This is a genomic window from Flavobacteriales bacterium (genome assembly GCA_020635395.1).
Taxonomy (GTDB): Bacteria; Bacteroidota; Bacteroidia; order NS11-12g; family UBA9320; genus UBA987.
The window spans coordinates 241,274-263,541 of sequence record JACJZV010000004.1 but is presented as its reverse complement, the minus strand read 5'-3'; the positions used below and the strand labels follow the sequence as shown (position 1 = coordinate 263,541).

Here is a 22,268-nt window from a genome sequence, read left to right as displayed (position 1 = left end):
TCAAAGATACTTTTCTTGTTTGAACCAATCCACGGCCATGGTTATGGCATCCTCAATGTTAGTTTCGGTCATGCCAAGTTCTTTCACGGCTTTTGCATTGCTGTAGTAGTGCAATTCGTTTGATATTTTAGCCAATGGAAACGAAATAACGGGTTCTTTTTTCGATAAATTCCCGATAATCGATAAGATGCGTCCATACATCAAAACAGCAAATCCGGGAATGGCAAGCGAAGGAGGTTTCACATTGAAAATTCGGGCAATTTTACCGAACATATCTTTATAACTCAAATTTGCTCCGGCGGCAATATAGCATTCACCAATTCTTCCTTTTTCAATACTATTGGCAACAGCTGTGGCTACATCGCCCACATACACAAAGTTTCTCCCTCCCTTTGCATAGCCCGGCACTTGACCTTTTATAACTGAAATAATCATCTTTCCGGAGCTTGGTTTTACATCGTATGGGCCAATCATAAATGTTGGGTTTACAATCAAGGCCGGAAGTTGGTTGTTTCTAACTTCAGCCAAAACTATCTTTTGTGCTTCATATTTTGACGTGATGTAATCCAGATTGTATCTGCTGCCGTCGAACGGTGTAGATTCGTTTCCGGGATTTTGCAAATTGCCCGGGCCAAAAGAATTGGCGGTTCCCACATGAATGAGGCGTTTAATATTATTCTCCTTAACAGCTTTTATAACATTTTTGACTCCGTCCACATTTACTTTCCAATAAAGTGAGCCTTGATTTGGCCATGTATCCGTAACAGCAGCGGCATTAATGAAAACATCGGCGTTTTTTGAAGCATCTACCAATTCCTGATAGTTTAACAAATCGCCGTAATGGGCAGTAATATCAAGACCTTTTAAGTATCCTAAGTCTTTGCCCGACTGTATAAAAACAGTCACTTTATAGTTTCTATGAAGTAATATTCTAACCAGATTATTTCCCAGCAATCCATCCGCCCCGGTCAAAAAAATGTGCATTGAGCTGTGTTTTTTTGTGAGCTGCAAATTTAGAATTAATAATTGTTTGAGGTGTTTACATTCAAATTTTCCATCAGCCATTGCAAAGTGTATTATTGCATACGTGAACCCGTTTTTAAAAACACCAATTGCCTATTTAAAAGGAGTTGGGCCTCAAAGAGCCGAACTGCTCAACAAGGAATTGGGTATTTTTACAATCGAAGATCTGCTCAATCATTTTCCTTTTCGATACATCGACCGAACCCAAGTTCATCAAATTAAAGATTTGAATGAAGATATGCCTCACGTGCAATTGGTTGGAACTTTGGGCAGCGTGGAGTTGGTGGGAAAGCCCCGTCAACAACGGTTGGTGGCGGAGTTTTATGACCAAACCGGAAGTGTGGAGTTGGTATGGTTTAAAGGAGTTTCGTATTTTAAAAATTGGTTAAAACCCGGTCAGAAATATCTTGTTTTCGGCAAACCAAATTTCTTTAACAACACCCTAAATATGGTTCATCCGGAAGTAGAAATGCCAGAAAATCAGAAGGAAAAATCTGGATTTCAGGCGGTTTACAACTCTACTGAATTGATGAAAAAACGCAAAATGGAAAGCCGAACACTTCGAGAGTTGATTGGCAATGCATTTCAGCAAACAGATTTTGCCATACCCGAGATATTGCCACCCACTATGCTGAAAAAACAAAACCTGATCAGTCGGGAGTTGGCCTTTAAGTGGATTCATTTTCCGAACAATGCCTCGGAAATGAATGCTGCATTGGAACGTTTAAAGTTTGACGAATTTTTTGTGCTGCAAACTTCCATTCTTCGATTAAAACGCAGCCGAAACGTAGTGCAGGGTTTGGTTTTTGATAAAGTTGGCGAAAAATTTAATCGGTTTTACAACAGCCAAATGGAGTTTGAGCTAACCAATGCTCAAAAAAGAGTTATCAAAGAGATACGCAACGATATGGGGCGGGGCTTGCAAATGAACAGATTGTTGCAGGGCGATGTGGGGAGTGGCAAAAGCATTGTGGCTATATTGTGCGTTTTGTTGGCGGTCGATAATGGGTTTCAGGCTTCATTAATGGCTCCCACCGAAATTTTGGCCACCCAACATTTTGAAGGGTTTAAAGAAAAATTAGATTCTGTTGGCGTGTCGTGTGCGTTGTTAACAGGCAGCACAAAGGCAAAAGCCAGAAGAGAGATTTTGGAATCATTAGCCAATGGCTCTCTTGATTTGCTTATTGGAACCCATGCGTTGATTGAGGATGTTGTGCAATTCAAAAATCAAGGATTGGTCATCATTGATGAGCAGCACCGATTTGGTGTGGCTCAAAGAGCAAAACTGTGGCAAAAATCGCAAAAGCCTCCGCACGTGTTGGTTATGACCGCCACACCCATTCCTCGCACTTTGGCCATGACCGTTTATGGCGATTTGGACGTTTCCAAAATAGACGAACTGCCTGCCGGCAGAAAGGAAATTAAAACAGCACACCGAACAGAAAGCCATCGATTGAGGGTTCGGGGTTTTATGAAAGAGCAGATTGATGCCGGCCGGCAAGTGTATGTAGTTTTTCCGCTGATTGAAGAATCGGAAACACTCGATTATAAAAATTTGCAAGAAGGATTTGATCATTTGGTTGAGTATTTTAAACGTCCACAGTATCAATTGGATATGCTGCATGGCCGCATGAAACCGGAGGAAAAGGAAGCTGCCATGCAACGATTTAAATCCGGAGTTTCGCATATTTTGGTTTCTACCACTGTCATAGAGGTTGGGGTTAATGTGCCAAATGCCACCATGATGGTAATAGAAAGTGCCGAAAAATTTGGACTTGCCCAGCTTCATCAATTAAGGGGTAGGGTGGGAAGAGGGGCAGAGCAATCTTATTGTATTTTGATGACCGGATATAAACTTTCTAAAGATGCTCGCGAGCGTTTGGCGGCAATGGTAAAAACAACGGATGGTTTTGAAATTGCTGAATATGATTTAAAACTTCGAGGCCCTGGCGATATTGAAGGGACACGGCAAAGTGGGTTGCTCGATTTAAAGTTGGCCAGCATTACCAAAGATTTAGGCATTTTGGAGCGAGCTCGAGAAGAAGCATTTTTGTTACTGGAGAAAGATGTAAATTTTCAATTGTCCGAACACCAAAATTTGAAATTATTTCTGCTACACAGCAAGGGTTTTGTAGATTGGAGTCGTGTGAGCTGATACCCAAATTGTCAAAAAAAAGCCCGAAGCTTTGCGACTTCGGACTTGATATTAAACCATAAGTGACTTTCTCTTATTGTTTGATAATTTTTTCAGTTCGAACGGTTTCATTTCCAAGTTTAATGCACACCAAATAGGTTCCGGAAGCAAAGGGAGATATGTCCAAATCGTTGTGTTGTTCAAGGGTTTCCTGTTTTAAAACAACGGTTCCATTAAGATTGATAATTTCCACCCCATATTTTTCACTTACCCAAGGATTTACATCGATGTTCAAAATATTTTGAATTGGGTTTGGGCCAATTATAAAATCAATGGTCATGTCATCAGCAGATAGACAAATAGTTTTTGATAATTCATAAATTCCGTTAAAATCTACTTGTTTAAGGTAATAGCAAACGGCGTCGGCACTATTTGCTTCGGGGGTTACATCGGCATAGTTGTAGGCGATGGTTTGGCTCGAATTTCCATGACCATTAACGATGCCAATTTTTTCAAATTTATCATTGTTTACTGCTCGCCATATTTCAAAATGCGAATTGTTTATTTCGGATGATGTTTGCCAGCTAAGCAAAATTTCCTCATCGTTTTTAATGGCCGTAAAACTGAGCAGTGTTATCGGAAGCGGTCCGGGACTTGGACCAACCCCACCGCCTGTGCCCACACCGGAAAATCCGTTTGAAAAAATGCCCGCTACGCAAAGATTTCCGTTGTCGAAATTGGAATCTAACACAGTAGAAGAGGGGTAAACTCCATCGGCAACAGTACTGCTGGCAACGGCATAGGTAGTTTTAAACAATTGAATGTCCTCGGCGGACAATCCTGTTACACTTTGCCAACCATTGGTTTCAATGTCTGTGTAATAAAGGGCAATTTTTACTTGTGCGTTTGTGTTGTTGGTAGTCGGAGTTATTTTTATGGTTTTGCTAAAAATCTTTTCAGCATTGGCGGTATTGTTGTCAAAATCTACGGCAGTAGTGCCAACTTGGTCTATCTCTACACTTGTTGCCCCAAAATTATGCGAGCTTTGATTCCACATCTTGGCCATTATTTTTCCATTGGATGAATAATATGTTGCTGAATCGTAGGCACCTAAGTTTTGTGTGGCTGAAGTAAGCGTTGTTTCAATACCCCCACCGGTAATGGCCTCGTTAGCAGGTCCAGAAATTTGAAAGTCATCCACCAAAAACCCGGCTCTATCATAGCCACTGGAAAAGGCCGAGGAAACTGTGAACAATAGCCTGAAGCAAACACTTTCGTTCCCTGCCAAGAATGATACATCATGTGAGGTGTTACTTTTGGTGTAATAATTGGACCAACCCATTTCATCGCTGAAAATGTAGGTGCTTATCTGGCAGCCCTGATTCGGACCTCTTTCATACCAATTTGTTCCACCTGAGACATCAGACCCTAAACGAGTCCAAGTTTTTCCTTTGTTGGTAGAGTATTGTACTTGAGCGGCAAATGGGCCATTACAATACTGAACTTCCATGCTTTTTACAAAACTGAGCGTATAGGTGCCAGATTTGGAAAAGTTATAATTAGGAGTTAGTAACTCGCACGAAATATTGGCATCAATCATATCTCCATCCAAATCGGTAACCCAAGCATAAGAGCCATTATAATGGCTTGTTCCAAAGTAGTTTGTCGGGGCACCTCGTTCCCATAGTTGTTTGTCGCCCGATGCGATACGCCCTGCAAAGTGCCAGGCGTTGCTCTCCATGTTTCCGCCATCGCTTGTTGTATAGGGTACCTTCATATTTGGCAAAATCTGAATGGTCTTGGTGGTAGATGTTGTTCCGTTTATTGTTAATCGAACGGTATAGATTCCACCTTCACCGTATGCAAAAGTCGGGTTTTGCTCAGTCGATTCTGAGTTTCCGTCATCGTCAAAATCCCAACTAAGACTTGTAGCACCATACGAATCATCGTAAAATTGAATTGTTTCGCCAACATAGGCTACTGTTTTGTTTGTTCCAAATTGTGCTAAAACTCGCTTTGAAAAAAATGTGGTAGTGTACACCCCTCTGCCATGCGTGGCAGCCAATACCAACGAGTCGGAGGTTCGGAATTGCAGCATATCAACGCGGCAATTTGCAAGACCAGTGTTTGAGGCAGCCCAGTTGGTTGAGGAGCCGTTCAAATTGGTTGTACTCCATACGCCTAATTCAGTGGCTAATAGGGCACTGTCTCCACCCCAAGGGCTAAACAAAGCCCATCGAATTGGCATATCGGGTAGGTTGCCTTCCACATTTGTCCAGTTGGTGCCGCCATCAACGGTTTCCCAAACACTGGTTACACCATAATTGGAAAAGGTGATCAACAGGTGGTCGGCATCAAAGTTGTCTTCGGCAATGCAGCTAACGGTAGCCCCTGATGGAAAACTTGAACCTGTAATGTTCGTAACGGAGGGTGAAGCCGTATTTGCGTTGGTTATTTTTAGTAATAATCCATTATTTGTGCCCGCATAAACCGTGGTTGGTGTGGAGGTCGAAACCAAAATGGCAGAAGCCATTCCGCCACTCATGGCGGTAATATTAATGTCGGTGCTGTCGGGAGGAGTGCTGCCAATATCTGCCCACCTGAAAATATAATTTGGTTGGCTTCCGGCATATAAAATGTTGTTTACATCGTCATAATCAGAACTATTAATAAATCGGCCTTTTATACTATTATGCGAGATGTAGCTGTCAAATCCATTGGTGGAAATCCGAATGTTATTGTATGTGTAGGCCGATATTTGGGTGTCGGGGTTGTTTTGGTCGATGTGGCAAAAACCACCATCGCCACCTGTAACCGCGTTGGTGTTGTTTATGCCAACCGTATTAAAACGTTGCGTGCCGTTATCCTGTGCTCCAGCCAAAAAATAATTATTCAATGCGGTAGGATGCAATGCTGCTGCATAAAACTGTGTAACATTGTATCCGCTGTTTAATTGAGTCCATGTTGGTGGGGAGCTTTGCACATTTTTGGATACATATATACCGCCATCGTTGCCGTTTAACATGGTGTCAGAACTGCCAGGATGAAACATCAGTACATGATGGTCGGAATGTACCTCAGAATAACCTCCGCAGCCCACCCATGATGAAAGTTGAGTCCAAGAAGTTCCACCATTAGTAGTTTTAAAAATATTGATACCGCCCACCACCAGCACATCTTCATCGTTTGGGGCTACAGCAGATGCCAGATTGTACCATGCCTGATCTCGGGTAAAGTCGGTAGAGGGGGTGCTACCACATTTATCATACCAAGTTATGGTGGTACAGGTGGTCCAATTACTTCCTCCATTGGTAGATTTCATTATTTTTTTAATGGTTTTTCCTGAGCCTTGCACCAAAGCATACACATAATTACTGTTGCTCGGGGCACATACCAAGTCAATTCTTCTTTCGTTGGCCGAGTCTGCATTGTAAATTCTGGTCCAAGTTTTAGCTGAGTCGGTTGATTTAAAAATTCCATCGGTTGAAGAAATGCCCATCGAGGCGTAAAAAGTTTTGCCATCGGCGGCCATTTCTACGTCTGCACATCGGTCATATTCCGCTCCGCTGGTGGCAGTATATCGTTCCAAAACTTCACTGAAACTTACCCCTCCATTGGTAGATCGATACACACCGCCGTTGTTAACATAATAGCCTAAGCTACCCACAATTAGGTTGCCAGATCCATCGACAATTAGTTTAGTAATATAATCAAAATTGCTGCCCGTGGTTGCTGCCAGTTGAGTCCAGTTGGTTCCCCCGTCTGTGCTTTTCCAAATTCCATCGCCCCTTACAGCGTCTGAATTGAAATATCCTTCACCCGTGCCAAAGTACATTATGTTTGGATTGGTTGGGTCTTGGGCAATTGCAGATATGGCCATGTTTCCGAAAAAATCATTAACGGATGTCCATTCTACTTCATCGGCATATATGTTCGTGGTTTTCCATAGCCCCCCTGCAACAGAGCCTGCAAACACGGTTTTATGTGTGCTGTCGTTGGCATCAAATAGAATGACTCTCGTTCGACCACCAATATTCCTGGGGCCTCGTTCCTTCCATTCTATGCCCGAAATGGCGGCTTTGTTATGCCCATTTTTTGGTTGCAGTTTTGCCAATTGCTCATACGCGGCAATTAATCTTTCGCGTGGCACATAGCCAAGTTCGGGATCTTTAGTAGCATTAAATTCTTGCTCCATTGCGAGGTCAATCCTATCTTGAAGATCCATTTTTGGCTCTTCAGAAATTTCTACCGGAGTAGATTTTATTGATTTGTTTTTTTTGAAAATTTTTGGCCAAAAACCTAAAAACAGGGCTGCACCCGACAAAACTATTGTGTTTGATAAGCTCATGTTGATATTTATTGCAACACAATTATAACATAAAAATCAGACAATAACGAAGTACTGATAGTGTTATAGAAGTTTGGAAAAGAGGTTTTTAAAAAAAAAGTGCCCGGAACAAGATTCGAACTTGCACGACCTAATGGTCACCACCCCCTCAAGATGGCGTGTCTACCAATTTCACCATCCGGGCATTTTCGCCTGAGTGTCTACCTCCCGATAACTATCGGGATTCACCATCCGGGCATTGTTGCCTGAGTGTCTACCTCCCGATAACTATCGGGATTCACCATCCGGGCATTTTCGCCTGAGTGTCAACCTCCCGATAGCCATCGGGACGATAACTATCGGGATTCTCCATCCGGGCATTTTAACTTTCGGCAAATCTAAAGATTTGCCGGGTAATATTGTTTTTTTGAGACTTCATTTTTTGGGGAACACACCAAGAGGCGTGTTCCTACAATCGCTCCTTATTCCAATTCTTTGCCGCTATTCATCAACAAAAAAGACTTGAAAAATTCATTCAAATCGCCATCCATTACTGCCTGAACGTTGCTGGTTTCGTGGCTTGTTCTAACGTCTTTTACCAATTTGTAGGGCTGCATTACGTAATTTCTAATTTGACTGCCCCATTCTATTTTCATTTTGCCTGATTCTATTTCGGCACGAGCCTCATTTTTTTTACGTAACTCTATTTCATAAAGTTGAGATTTGAGCATTCGCATAGCCGTTTCACGGTTTTGCAATTGAGATCTTGCCTGTTGGCATTCGATAATAATGCCGGAAGGTTCGTGTTTCAACCGCACCGCAGTTTCAACCTTATTTACATTTTGCCCGCCTGCTCCACTGCTTCGGTAGGTATCCCAACTTATGTCGGCAGGATTTATTTCTATTTCGATGTTGTCGTCCACCAGCGGGTAAACATATACCGATGCAAATGAAGTTTGCCGCTTTCCCTGAGCATTAAACGGAGATATTCTTACCAAGCGATGAACTCCATTTTCTCCTTTCAAATAGCCGTATGCAAAATCACCAGTTACCTCTATACTGCATGATTTTATGCCCGCCACATCTCCGCTTACTTCGTCCACCATGTCGGTTTTGTATCCATTTTTTTCGGCCCACATTAGATACATACGTTGCAGCATACTTGACCAATCGTTGCTCTCTGTGCCACCTGCTCCGGCGTTTATTTCAATGACGGCGTTTAGCTGGTCTTCTTCGCTGCTCATCATGTTTTTAAACTCCAAATCTTCGAGCTGAGAAAGTGTGGTTTGATATTGGCTATCAAGCTCCTTGTCGGTCACTTCTCCAGCATTTTTAAATTCTAGGAGTACATCTAAATCTTCAATGGCCGAAGAAATTTTGTCGAATGCCGTCGTCCAAACCTTTATTTTATTTACGTCACGTAAGTGGGCTTCCGCTTTTTTGGGGTCGTCCCAAAAGGTTGGATCTTGCGATTCTATTTCTTTTTGTGCTACTATTGCTTTTTTTTGAGGGATGTCAAAGATACCTCCCCAAGGCCTTGATTCTGCCTTTTAACTCTACGAGTTGTTCGTTGGTCATTTATTTTTCGTTAAAATTGTTAAAAGTGATGCCTGCCATAAACCCCCAAGTGTTGTACTCAAAACGATAGGCGTTGTGAACACCGACAGATTCATTGGTAGAAAATTCTTGATTGAGGTAAGCCAATCCAAGCCGTATTCCAAATTTTCGAGAGGGTTCTATCCGAATGTAAGCCTGATTATACAGGCATCCTTTTGAGTTGTACAAGGTGAATGCATTGGCTGCGGTAGGGTAAATTTCAACATTGTTTTTTATTTCAAAACCCTGATTGGTTGATTCTTTTCCTGGCTTAAACTGTCCTTTGGCTTTTAATCCAGTTGAAATACCAATAAAATCAACGTTTACTCCAATTGCAATTCGTTTTCTCAAGGCAAATTCCACGTTTCCATAAAGGTTAAAAGCCACCGATGCAGCATTTGAAATGTGCATTGTATCCACGCTTGATGGAGTACTTTTTAAATTGGCATGTGCCGTGGTAAAATCCAAATTCTGGTTGTATTGAGCACCCATTCTGACCCCAAATCCAAATCGAAGTTTTTTGTCAAAGATGTTTAGCAGGTCGGTTGTAAATCCAGTTTCGAGGTGTTGCACACCCACATCCAAATTTTTGGCATACGAAATATTGAACCGATATTCAGGAATAATCTTAAGTGGTTCTTTTTTTGGCGGATCGTTTTGGGCAAATCCGGCAACGGAAATGCACAAAAGGAATATTGTTTTTAGCCCACGAAACATATTTATCCGTATAGTTCGGTGGTTAAAATATCTCTTATTTCTCGTATTTCTTCCTTGTTTGCTTCTTTTTCAGAACCCAACATAAGTTCAAGCAAATATTCTATCATTGGCATGTCTATGGCATCTTCGTCGTCTGCAAATTCAATGTCAAAATCGCCATTATCTTCGATGTAGGTATAGCATAAACGACAAATTTTTACCAATGCCGGATTTTTCTCTTCTCGGGCTATTTCGCGTATTTCTTTTAAGCTTTCAACAATCTCTTCAGCGTTAAATTCTTCGCGAACTTTTGCCAGCAATTCTTCAATTTTTTTGTTGCCTTTTAGACTCTTCATCTGTGTTTTTCGATAATGTTGGCAAAGGTATTCAATTTTGACAAATCGAGAAGTTTCAAAACAGAATAACTTTAGAACCTGTCTAAACCCAGAATTTATGGGGTATTCTTTACTGAACTACTATTTTTTGGGTAACCTTTTCTCTGTCAGATTCCAAGGTAATAAAGTAAACGCCGGAGGCTATTTTGCGGCTCAGTTTGTAGCTAAAAGTATGGCTGCCAGGCAATTGATTGGCCAGTTTTTGCTGTTCAACCATTTTTCCGTTTGCATCAAATAGTATAATGTTTACATCCGATTTGTGGTGCAGCACAAAAGCAATTTCAATTTTATCGGAAACCGGATTTGGGTTGACAGACATTTTTAGCGTTGCCAGATTTTTATTTATGGGTTTGTCTATACTCGCTTTGTCATTATTGGTAAGATATACTGCATATATTACACTATTTGCTTGACTTTGTGTGCCAGAATTGATGAAAAAAATGTTTTTATCGCTGCTGCTTATTCCGCCAAAAATATAACCAACCAAAACGCTGTCTTGGCCAATATTGTCTAATTTTAGAACTTCGTTTGAGTAGTACGGAGCCGTTTGAACCGGAATAAATTCGGCACTGGCACCCAAATATTGGGGCATTTCTATCGGAAGTTTGTATTCGGTCATTGTTCCATTTTCATCACGAGTAATGCGGGCAATGGTTTTAACAAAAGGCACATCGTCGTCTTTAATCAACACTTCAGCACTGTCGTAATATTGGGCTATGCCACCAAAAAAAATGGTGTGCATTTCGTTGTTGACCTTCGAGTAGGCGGGCAACACCGCACAATGATAGTGGTTGTAATATTGGTTGAAATCATTGTTTACTTTATATCCCGAGTTATCTACATTTACACAATTTAAAAAGGGTAAATCAACATTTGGCTGAAAAACCCCCGAAAACATGGTAATTCCTTCCGCTCCGTTTGGCATAATTTGGCTCACAGCGTTGTAGTCTCGTCGGTGAAGGTTGGCCGCGTCTTTCATGGTTTCTATCAAAGAAAAACTCAAAGAGGTGTCGGTGTCGATAATTTTAAATTTATAAATAGCATCTGTATAAACTTGAGTGTATGTGGCGTTGCCCATGGGGTTGTAGTTGCCGTCAAATTTATTTCCGCCCAGCAAATAATAGGTCGAATCTATTTTTTTTAGATGACCTCCGGTTATGGCAAACATATTGTCGCTTACTTGGCGAAAATAGGAGGTAAACGTCTTGTTGTTGATTATTGCATCAATAACCATTGGTACATCAACTGCTGTTAGATTATTAAACGTTTTTCGAGATGCCGAGGCATTGTTGTAACCATATCCACCAATAATATAAAGTGTAGTTCCCTCTTGATGAAACTCCATGTTGGTAGAACTTAATTGCTCTTGAAGTGCCACTGACAAAGAGGTTAAGGGTGCCGACCAACTTTTTTGTGCCACTGGGTCAATCACAATCAGTTTATTATTATTTCCTGCCACATCAAACGAGGCAAAAGGCTGCCTGCGGTGCAAACCATCCAATCTGCCACCAATTATTAGCCATTTGCCATCGTGTTGCCCAAAAGCAAACGATTGAATACCACCCAAATTGGAAATGTTTATTGGGTCGAGGCTTATTTCAAACGAAGTTTGAGCAAATGTTGTTGCAAACTGAGTTAGGGTAAAAAGGATGTATAAAGTCTTTCGCATAAAAAAATGTTTTTATGAGGAACAAGGTTTGTCGGTTTTTGTTTTTTTGTTGGGATATGACTTTTGTCATGTTGACTCCGTTTTAACTATCTTTTTTTGAAAAGTGCAGAACAAAAAATTCTGTTTTGTATCAAAGGGTGTTGTATGGTTTTCTGTATGACAAGCAACTTTTTTAAAGCAATTATCGAACAACTCGCACAGTTTTTTTTCGTCATATTGAGAAATAGATAGCCCGCTGCATTTTAGTGGACCTTCGGTCGAAAAGGTGGCAATGCAAAGGCCATTGCACACAAAATTGGATACCGTATCCACATATTTTTCAATATCTTCTACCGAAGTCAAAAAATGAAAGGCAGCTCGGTCATGCCAAAGGTCATATTGCTTTGTTGGTGTGAAATCAAGAATGTTGCACTCAATCCACTCCACATTTTTTGCTTTTTCGCCCAATCGTTTTTGAGCCCTTTCCAATGCTTTGCCCGAAACATCAAGAACCGTAATGTTTTGGTATCCAAGTTCTAATAAAAAATCAACCAAATGGCTGTCACCACCTCCAACATCGATAATGTTCGCAGATTTTGGCAATTGGAATGTTGCAATTAAATCCAATGATGTTTGCGGTGTTGCCTGTGTCCAACTTACCTGTTCGGGTGTTTTGGTGGCATACACATTTTCCCAATGATTTTTTATTTCCATCCGCACTTGTTTTTTGTAGGAAGGCAAATATGAGGTAATGTTTCAAAAAAATAACATCGTTTGGTGCGGATTTTTTAAAACTCGGATTTGGCTATTTATCCGTTGTTGTTAACTTTTCCTCCAATTTAGCCTCCAAAATAGACGCAAATGTTGCATAGCCAACAAAGTAGCGAAACACACAAAATTTGTTTTGAGCAGTATGTATTTCTATATCGCTCGAAAAATGAGAGAATTTAGCATCAACGATTTCATCCCAACTAAAAGACACCATTTTATTTGAATTAGAAAATAGTTGAACAGTTTTTTCATCAAACCGCACTCTTTTGTTTTTCATTTGTAAAAACATAAAATAAATGGCAAAAAGAAATAGGGCAGAAAAGCCCCATTTCAGCAATGGGGAACTGGTGTCAATAAAAATAAAAGATATTACAATGGTGAGGGTAAGGAAATTTATAAATGTCCTTAATCGCCCAATTGTAAGCGTATAATAGCCATCGGTGTCTTTTACAATTAGCGTGTTTGCATCTCTTTGGCAAAGGTATAGGTTGGCAAAAAAACGCACTAACAAGGCAATAAGTATAGTATATGAGGCCATGAATCTTCAAAAAAATAACATTATCCAAACATTTGCAACATGGCACATGTGCAATTTCTCCCCAAATCCTTACTATCTTTGCCGCCCCTTTTATAAAAACTATTTTGGTGAAGTTTTTAAAAATAGTCGGTTGGTCAAAGTTTTTGGTATTCTTTCTGTTGGTTTCAAAAAGTATCGAACTAAAGGCTTGTACCGGATTAAATCTGAATATTTCAATCAATCAGTCGGGCAATTGCATTCCAAAAACAGTTTCTATTCAAAACAACACTACCGGAGCTAATGCCTCAACTGCGGTGTATAAGTTGTATGTCAATAATACTTATTTCGACTCTGCTGTAGGCAACTCCAAAACGTTTGTGCTTAGTTTAAATAGGGGAACATTCTCTATTAAAATAAAGGCCACCATAGCAGGCGGTTGTGCTGATTCTGTTATTTCGAGTGTTGTGGTTACAAATCCTTTGGCAGAGTTTAACGATTTTATTAATGGCTACTCGGACAAACCGGAGTGGATTAACTGCATTCAGCAAAGCACCGACCCCGACTCATTCAACGTAGAGGCTGCCCCAAAAGATTCGCTTCTTGCCCTCCATGTTTTATGGGGAGATGGGGCCACATCGAGCTACGGAAATTTGAAGAAAGACAGCATTGTGGGGCATACGTTTCCCAAAACCGGTGTCTTTACCATAAAATTTGTAACAACGGATTTAAACGGCTGTGTTGACACAACGTATGGAACTCTGATAAATGAAAGGATACCAACAGCAGGTATTATCGGCCCCAGTTCGGGTTTTAATGTGGGGTGTGCACCTTTTTCGGTCAATTTTGTCAATAATTCATCCAATATTAGCAACGGAACGGTGTTTGACTGGGACTTTGGCAATGGCACCAAAGCAAAATTTGGCAGTAACACCTTTAAGGATACAATTAAATTTATCTATACCGGAACACTTTGTAACGGGACGGTAAAGCTAACCGCCAGCAATGTGTGCGGATATTCTCAAACCACCTGGAATCCGATTCACATTTCGCAAAAAGATAAGGCAATCTTTACCATAGATTCCAGCAATTGTGACCCGTCAGGGGTTTATACTTTTATTAATAAAAGTAGTGACAGTTTTTGCCTCGTACCCGACCCGAAACAATATTATTGGGATTTTGGAGATGGAACGAAAAGCGGATGGATAACGGGTAAATCGAATATAACCCACAATTATGCCACCGAAGGGCCGAAAACAGTTTATTTGGTAGCCAAAAATAAATGTGGCGAAGACACCATGAGGCAGGTATTCAATGTGGTTTATACGCCTATTCCGGGTTTTGTTCATGACACGCTTGCTGGTTGTGCCACTGCCAAAGTAAATGTTAGAGACACCAGCATTGGGTATGGGTTGACTCGTGTTTGGCAATGGGGAGACGGGAATACAGGAAATTCAAAAATAGATGCACATACGTATTTTGGAAGGGGAAATTACAACTTAAAACTCTTGGTTTCTAATAGATGTGGAACAAAGTCAGTGACCAAACAAGTTGTTGTAAAAGACAAGCCTACCGCATCATTCAGCGGAGTTACTAACGGTTGCGTTTCGCACACGCTCAACCTTTCAAATATCAGTTCAACCGATTTTACAAATAGTGCCACCTATTTTTGGCGTTTTGGCAATGGCGATACTTCTATTCTCAAAAATCCACCTTTCATAACCTATTCAGATAGCGGCAAATACCAACTCATGTTGGTGGTGGCCGATACATGCGGCATTGATACTGCCAAACAAAATTTGTTTGTATATAAAGTGCCAACCATTGATGTTTCGACAGGAGGGGCGGTATGCTCTTTGGATACCATGTTCTTTGACAATAAATCGATAGATTATGATTTTTTGGTGATTAATTATGGCGATGGCACTACTCCTGATTCTGTTTATTCTGGTATCAACCGGTTTGGCCATGTTTTTACAAAAAGTGGAAATTTTAGTGTAATAGTTTCAGCTGTAAACAAAACCATTTGCCAAAGCAAAGACACATTGCAGGTAACCATAAAACCAAATTCGTTGGCAAAATTAAAGCTGTCCGATACGGCTTTATGTGCCCCGGCCACATTCTATATGCAAAATCAAAGCATTGATGCAAGTGTGTTTAGGTGGTTTGTCGATGGTACATTGGTATCCACCAATAAGGAAATAGATAGTTTGATTATTGGAACAGATACGACTATAAAACGTGTAAAATTGGTGGCAGACAACACCATTGGATGCAGAGCCGATAGTGTGGAGCAAGTATTTTTGACATCAAAAAACCCAACCGCAGTAATTGGCAATCCAATGGATTCAGGATGCGGCCCTTTGGTGGATACATTCTTAAACCATTCGCTACATGCCGCAAATTATGTGTGGAATTTTGGCAATGGCACTACTTCTACGTTGGATGAGCCAACGGCCACTTTTAATTTGAAAAGCAATGGAGACACCATCTATCAAATACAATTAATTGCCAAAAACTGGATGGGTTGTGCCGATACTGCACTTGCTTTTCGGAAGGTTTTCCCCAATCCGATTGCCGATTTTAGCATGGATACGAGTAATGGTTGTTTTCCGTTGCTGGTCACTTTTACCAACCTATCTTCTCCAAACGGCACTGGAAATCCTGCGGATATGAAATATTTTTGGGATTTGGGCAACGGTGGCACAGATACCGCACAACATCCAACAAATGTGCTGTATTACGATTCAAAAACCATCGATTCGGTTTATACGGTTTCGTTATCCATTAAATCAACCAATGGTTGCTCGGCTTCAAAACGGTCGAACATTACCGTTTATCCAAAACCTACGGTTGATTTTAGCCTTAGTCAAACCGAGGGTTGTGGGCCTTTTGAACCCAATATTACCAACATTTCTAAACCCAACAATTTTGGCTCTATTGGCATCATGACGTTTGATTGGGATTTTGGTAATGGACAGACATCTGTGTTCCAAAATCCGAGTGCCAGTTTTAGGGCCAATCCCGTAAAAGATACTTTTTATACCTTGAAATTGATTGGATATAGCGAGCATTTGTGTGCAGATAGTATGCAAAAAACGGTACAGGTTTTCCCAAAACCTTTGTCCTCTTTTTCTTTAGATACCAATAAGGGCTGCTCACCGCTATCGGTTCAATTTACCAATAATTCCGTGCCGTATGATACCAGCTCTATCGGCGATATGAGTTTTTTCTGGAGTTTTGGAAATGCAAACACCTCTGCCCAAACCAATGCCACAGAAACCTTTTATGAAACCGCCTTTGCCAACAAAGAATATAACATTCAGTTAATTGCAATAAGCGAACATGGTTGTAGGGATACGGCTTATGATACTGTCACGGTTTTTCCGACACCCAATGCGGTTTTTACTCAGGATAAAACTCAAGGATGCGGGCCATTATTGGTCAATTTTAAAAACAACAGTCAGTTAAACAATCAAAATTTTTGGAATTTAGGCTCCGGTTTTTCGTCATCGCCCGCCGATACAGCATTTTTATTTCCGTTTGTTCGCCTAATGGACACCACATACACCGTTCTGCTTTTTACCAAAAGTCAAAATGGTTGCCAAAGCGATACAGCCATCAGAACAGTTACTGTTTTTGCCCAACCCATTGCAGATTTTCAACCTGTATTTGACAGTATTTGTTGGTATGATGAATTTAATTTTACCAACAATTCCAATGGGGCAGTATTTTATTCGTGGGATTTTGGCGATGGTGTTAGTTCTACTTCGAGTAGCCCAAATTACCAATACAAAAAGGGAAGTGATGCTTATACCGGACTTGACTTTGAGGTAAGGTTGGAGGCATCTTCCAGTCGAAATTGTAAGGATACCGCCATTGATTCTGTTTATGTTTATCCGTTTACGGTTGCCCAAATTTTGAATAATCTCGATTCGTTTTGCTCTCCGGCTGTCATCAATTTTATTAATGGTTCGCAAAACTACAGCCAGTCTTTATGGAATTTTGGAAACGAAAACACATCTACTCAAAGCCAACCTTCTTTTTTCTATCAAAACATATCGAATGTTACGAAAGATTTAATGGTTTCACTTCAAACTACCAACACATTTGGCTGTGTTGATAATGATACCATTCGATTTAAAATAATTCCGGAACCTACGGCAGATTTTTCGCCTTTTCGCATGGATGTATGCGACAGCGGATATTTTTCGATGGTAAACCGAAGCATCAACAATGTGAGCAATAACTGGGATTTTGGCAATGGCAAAACGAGCAACCTGGCAGAGCCAAGTCTATTGTTGGTTCGAAACCGAAACGCAACGGCCAATTATCCGGTTAGGCTTATTGTAAAAAATACCGCCGGATGTCCGGATACTGCAATACATGTTGTGTCGGTAAACCCCATCATGACCGTAGATTTTGACACCAGTGTTATTTCAAACCTTTGTGTAGAAGACAATGTGGCTTTTAAAAACCGCTCCAAGTTTGCTGTTTATCACAAATGGACTTTTGGCGATGGAGCAGAAAGTCGGGATTCGATGCCCGTATATTTTTATAAAAAGGGTGGAGTTTTTTCAGTAAAATACATTGGATATGATATAAATGGCTGTCCAGATTCGATAGAGAAAAAAGCAATGATAACCGTTTATGACCGTCCCAAAGCCAACTTTATATTCGACCCGATAAATGCCAAAATGCCCAATTCAACGGTTAGTTTTACAGATGTTTCAATATCTTCTATTGGGTTGACTTATTCTTGGAATTTTGATGACGGTGGAGCTACTTCAACCCAAAAATATCCGTCACATACCTTTTCTGATTCAGGTATTTATTATGTACAATTATTGGTTGATAATGGCTTTTGTACCGACACCATTACCAAGCCGGTAATCATAGAACCCTATTTGCCCATTCCATTTTTTACTGCCGATAATGTTGCCGGATGCAGCCCATTAATCGTAAATTTCTCAAACCAAAGCCTGTATGCCAATCGGTATAGATGGTTTTTTGACGATGGCAGTGAATCGGATTTGGAAAACCCATCACACTCGTTTGTATATGAGGGTAAATACGATATTAAACTGGTGGCATACGGCCCGGGCGGAGAGGCTGACACCACTGCCCAACAAATGATAACCGTACACCCGAACCCGATGGCTCTTTTCAACATTTCGCCTACCGAAAGATATTTGCCAAATGCCCAGTTTGCTGCCGACAATCAGAGCATAGGGGCGGTTACCTACTTGTGGAATGTTTCGAATCAAAACGGTATTTGGTATGATTCTTCGCATAAAAAATCTCCGGTTTTTCAACTCAACGCCAGTGGCGTTTTCAATATCGATTTGCAGGTTGAAAATCAATTTGGATGCCGCGACACGTTTAATAGACCATTGTATATAACGGTGCATGATGGTGGTAAAATTTTCATTCCATCTGCTTTTTCACCCTCCGAGTTAAATCAGCTAAACGACTATTTTATGCCTGTTATGACTGGGGTTGACCCCAATGGCTATTTGTTTAGAATATTTAATCGTTGGGGAGAAAAAATATTTGAGACAACCGATATAAACATGGCATGGGATGGCACATACAAAGGTCGCATGAGCGAAATGGAACAGTATGTTTTTACAATTGATGGGCAGTTTTACAGCGGCCAACAATTCAACGAAAGAGGAACTGTTTACTTAATGCGATAAGGTTAATGTGTAAATGATTCATTGTAGCAACGTAACAATGAATCAATATCTTTAAGCATTCTGTTTCATTTTCGAATGGATATATTTTTCATTTTCACATTAAACTACATTTATACATTAGGTTACATTTGCATTATAAAATCATTTCTACAATAAAGAATAATGCTTGTTAAAACCTACGGAAGTGCTGTCTATGGAATAAATGCCTTTACCATCACGGTAGAAGTAAACATCGGCTCAGGTTCTAAATTTTTTATGGTTGGTTTGCCCGATAATGCCGTAAAAGAAAGCCAACTTCGTATAGAAACTGCTTTTAAAAACAATGGGTTGAAAGTTCCCCGAAACGGAATTATTATCAATCTTGCTCCGGCTGATATAAAAAAGGAAGGATCGGCGTATGATTTGACCATAGCCACCGGAATGCTTGCTGCATCTGAACAAATTTTGGCCGATAATCTGGATAAATACATCATCATGGGTGAACTAAGTCTTGATGGAGGTGTATTGCCCATAAAAGGTGCTTTGCCCATTGCCATACAGGCAGTTAAAGATGGATTTAAGGGCATGATATTGCCCAAACAAAATGCTCGGGAGGCGGCCATTGTAAAAGATTTGGAAGTGTATGGCATTGAAAACATCAACGATTTGGTTGGTTTTTTAAACAATGACTTGCATATTGAACGCGAGTTTGTTGACCCCCGCACCGAATTTGCTGAACGGCACGACCAGTTTGAAATGGATTTTGCCGATGTAAAAGGGCAGGAAAACATTAAAAGAGCGATGGAAGTGGCCGCCGCAGGCGGCCACAACATTATTTTGATTGGCCCACCGGGAGCAGGGAAAACCATGTTGGCCAAACGACTTCCGTCCATATTGCCGCCATTAACCCTTCATGAAGCGTTGGAAACCACCAAAATTCATTCGGTTGCCGGAAAACTTGGAGCCGAAGGCAGCCTTGTTTCTCGCCGACCGTTTCGCAGTCCGCACCATACCATAAGCGATGTGGCATTGGTGGGAGGTGGCAATAATCCACAACCCGGCGAAATATCATTGGCACACAACGGCGTATTGTTTTTGGATGAATTGCCCGAGTTTAAACGAACCGTTTTGGAGGTAATGCGGCAGCCACTCGAAGAACGGAAAGTGACCATTTCCAGAGCAAAGTTTAGTGTGGACTATCCGGCTACCTTTATGTTGGTTAGCTCCATGAATCCGTGCCCTTGTGGATATTTCAATCATCCTGAAAAAGATTGCGTGTGTGCTCCGGGTGTGGTGCAAAAATATTTAAGCAAAATATCGGGGCCGTTGCTCGATCGCATTGATATTCACATTGAAGTTACACCCGTAGCCTTTGACCAATTGGCCGATGTGCGGCCCAGCGAAAACAGCGAAACTGTTAGAAAACGAGTTGTAAACGCCAGACTGTTGCAAGAAGAGAGATACCGAGAAGTGGGTGGCATTTATTGCAATGCACAGATGAACAGCAACCACATTCGTACGTTTGGAGAAATTGACAAAGCAGGAAGTCTTCTGCTTAAAAATGCCATGAACAAACTCAATCTTTCCGCCCGGGCCTACGACCGAATTTTAAAGGTAAGCCGCACCATTGCTGACCTTGATGCTTCAGAAAACATAAAAATAGAGCACCTTGCCGAAGCCATTCAATACCGCAGTTTGGATAGAGAGAATTGGGCGGGGTAAGTGAGTTGTGGTTTTAAAAAAGAATTACATAATGTTTAACAGAATAAACCCAGTCGGGCTATTTACAGTCTTTTTTGTATTACTTTTTGGATGTGAAAGATTGCAATCGGGGCAAAACTTGACAGATTTTTTGGATTCAAATTTTTATGAAGATTACGACCAAGCCATAAAATTGGGAGACAGCTTGCAAAAACCTGTGCTACTCGTGTTTACCAGTTATGGAGTCTCTCTTTCACCTACTGAGCAGTGGGGTGTATTTATAGCTCGTAAAAACCAGAGGCTCTTGAGTGAAAAATTTGTGTGTGTTGTTCTTAATACTGATGACAAAAGGCCTTCAAAAGATTCACTTTCAACCATTGGAAAAAAGAATTTCGAACTTCAGTACACAATTACAGGATTTTTAGGACAACCGACATATTGCATATTAAGTTCTTCGGAAAAAGTAATGGGCGTGAGAGGATACACTTCAAATGCCGATACACTTTATCAATTTTTGAAAGAAGGATTTACGAAATATGGGAAAATTAATTTTGGGATGAAATAGGGTAGAAGAACCTCTTTCGTTTAAATTTTTTAATCGCATCGCCCTTTTTAAACTCCTTCATTATATGTTACTTCTAACTAATCTTCCGATTGATTTTTTGGTGGCTAATGGTGCAAATTTAATTTGTAAGACGTTTCAGTTCTTTCCATTATATGATGCTCTCGTGTGTGGTTTAAGAATCGCTAAACTCAAATAAACTCTAAAGTTTCAAAAAACAAAAAAGGTTCAGAGAAACTCTGAACCTTTTTTGTTCGTGATCCCGCTGGGACTTTTTTTTGGGTGATAACTATTTCATTTTGTGATAGTTAATTTGGTTGGGTTTGTGTTTGAGGTAAATGTGAGGCAGATTTTTGGAAAATAGGTTGGTAGATTTTGTACTTCTACTCATATTTTAAATGAAGTCCATGACTTAACCAATGTGACTTTAGTGACATTTTGTCGCAAATTTATTTTGGTATAAGAGTTGTCGTTGCTTAAATGTTGAAATTAATTTAATGATGCTCGATTGATACGGGTTCGAACCCCGTATACTCCACAATTTGAAACCTTAAAATGGGGTATTAGTTTAATTGGATAAAACGCTCGATTGATATTTCTTAGGTAAGGCTGTCCTGTATGGGCAGCTTTTTTTTTAAATTTTTGTATTATCAATTCGATAATAGATGTATAAAACTGAGATCTATTGTTTAGTTTATCATTTTAGGTTTTACCTTGTTATCCATTTTTTGGAATCAGAAATAAGCCAGATGTTCCATCAAATATAAATTCATTCATACTAAAAATAGGAATACGCCCAGATGCATATGTTTTAATTGCATTCTTTTCTTCGCTAATTATTCCGTCCATTTTGTGTGCAATTGCACACGACACGATTTGAATGTCAAATTTAAGTTTCGTTGAAAGATTGTGGTACTGGCCAGTTTCATTTTCAAGAATTGCTCGTAACTCAGGGTCTTTTCCATATTGGTTTATTAAATCGGCAGCTTCTAAAGAACTTTTAAAATCAAAAGGAAGTATCTTATAATGTTGAGTTATATCTGAAATTAACTCATTTCTTCTTTCTGAATCATGTTTGTAAGGTGATAGAATTTCGGTAAGAATTGGGGCAGCAAAATATAATTCTGCTCCAATCCTATCAATGCCACGAAGAAAAGACATTGCTTCCTGTTGCTTTTGATCTTCCCCCTCCTTCTTAATAGCCCAAATGACTATCATTGAAT

General features: G+C 40.3%; 13 protein-coding genes and 1 tRNA gene. 4 read left to right on the top strand and 10 right to left on the bottom strand.

Translation table 11 applies throughout. The annotated features are described in order from the left end of the window. On the bottom strand, positions 1–984 hold the full coding sequence (locus H6607_12315) for an NAD-dependent epimerase/dehydratase family protein (GenBank protein MCB9263149.1): 984 nt from the start codon (positions 982–984) through the stop codon (positions 1–3). Here H6607_12315 and recG point away from each other — a divergent pair. Beyond that, positions 977–3,178, top strand: coding sequence for an ATP-dependent DNA helicase RecG (recG, locus tag H6607_12310; GenBank protein ID MCB9263148.1), 2,202 nt, complete (start codon positions 977–979; stop codon positions 3,176–3,178). The two genes, H6607_12315 and recG, sit on opposite strands and share 8 nt — an antisense overlap. 73 nt (positions 3,179–3,251) lie before the next feature. Here the strand turns inward: recG and H6607_12305 are convergent, their stop codons facing one another. The 8 genes from H6607_12305 to H6607_12270 all read right to left on the bottom strand — a co-directional run bounded on the left by H6607_12305 (position 3,252) and on the right by H6607_12270 (position 13,128). Beyond that, a complete protein-coding gene (locus H6607_12305; GenBank protein ID MCB9263147.1) occupies positions 3,252–7,505 on the bottom strand; it encodes a T9SS type A sorting domain-containing protein in 4,254 nt (1,417 codons plus the stop codon). A gap of 100 nt (positions 7,506–7,605) precedes the next feature. Beyond that, positions 7,606–7,689, bottom strand: a tRNA-Leu gene (locus H6607_12300). Positions 7,690–7,966: 277 nt separating this feature from the next. After that, positions 7,967–9,062, bottom strand: a protein-coding gene (gene prfB / locus H6607_12295; protein ID MCB9263146.1) for a peptide chain release factor 2 whose coding sequence is annotated in 2 segments (ribosomal slippage) — positions 7,967–9,013 and positions 9,015–9,062 — 1,095 coding nt in all. Because the reading frame shifts where the segments join, the coding sequence is not laid out codon by codon here. Further along, a complete protein-coding gene (locus H6607_12290; GenBank protein MCB9263145.1) occupies positions 9,063–9,767 on the bottom strand; it encodes a hypothetical protein in 705 nt (234 codons plus the stop codon). It abuts the gene before it with no gap. 32 nt (positions 9,768–9,799) lie between these two features. After that, positions 9,800–10,132 (bottom strand): hypothetical protein, encoded by a 333-nt coding sequence (locus H6607_12285; GenBank protein ID MCB9263144.1) that lies wholly within the window; start codon positions 10,130–10,132, stop codon positions 9,800–9,802. Positions 10,133–10,241: 109 nt separating this feature from the next. After that, a complete protein-coding gene (locus H6607_12280; protein MCB9263143.1) occupies positions 10,242–11,840 on the bottom strand; it encodes a T9SS type A sorting domain-containing protein in 1,599 nt (532 codons plus the stop codon). A gap of 66 nt (positions 11,841–11,906) precedes the next feature. After that, complete coding sequence (locus H6607_12275) at positions 11,907–12,533, bottom strand: class I SAM-dependent methyltransferase (GenBank protein ID MCB9263142.1); 627 nt, start codon at positions 12,531–12,533, stop codon at positions 11,907–11,909. 91 nt (positions 12,534–12,624) lie between these two features. Beyond that, positions 12,625–13,128 carry a hypothetical protein gene (locus H6607_12270; GenBank protein ID MCB9263141.1) on the bottom strand — a complete coding sequence of 168 codons (504 nt, stop codon included), beginning with the start codon at positions 13,126–13,128 and terminating at the stop codon, positions 12,625–12,627. 107 nt (positions 13,129–13,235) lie between these two features. Between H6607_12270 and H6607_12265 the strand changes: the two genes are divergently transcribed. The 3 genes from H6607_12265 to H6607_12255 all read left to right on the top strand — a co-directional run bounded on the left by H6607_12265 (position 13,236) and on the right by H6607_12255 (position 21,048). Next, on the top strand, positions 13,236–18,803 hold the full coding sequence (locus tag H6607_12265; protein ID MCB9263140.1) for a PKD domain-containing protein: 5,568 nt from the start codon (positions 13,236–13,238) through the stop codon (positions 18,801–18,803). A gap of 162 nt (positions 18,804–18,965) precedes the next feature. After that, a complete protein-coding gene (locus H6607_12260; GenBank protein MCB9263139.1) occupies positions 18,966–20,504 on the top strand; it encodes a YifB family Mg chelatase-like AAA ATPase in 1,539 nt (512 codons plus the stop codon). A gap of 31 nt (positions 20,505–20,535) precedes the next feature. Then, complete coding sequence (locus H6607_12255; GenBank protein ID MCB9263138.1) at positions 20,536–21,048, top strand: hypothetical protein; 513 nt, start codon at positions 20,536–20,538, stop codon at positions 21,046–21,048. Between the two features lie 714 nt (positions 21,049–21,762). On the opposite strand, the gene H6607_12250 is transcribed toward H6607_12255, so the two are convergent. After that, a complete protein-coding gene (locus H6607_12250; protein MCB9263137.1) occupies positions 21,763–22,263 on the bottom strand; it encodes a hypothetical protein in 501 nt (166 codons plus the stop codon). Positions 22,264–22,268 lie beyond the last annotated feature (5 nt).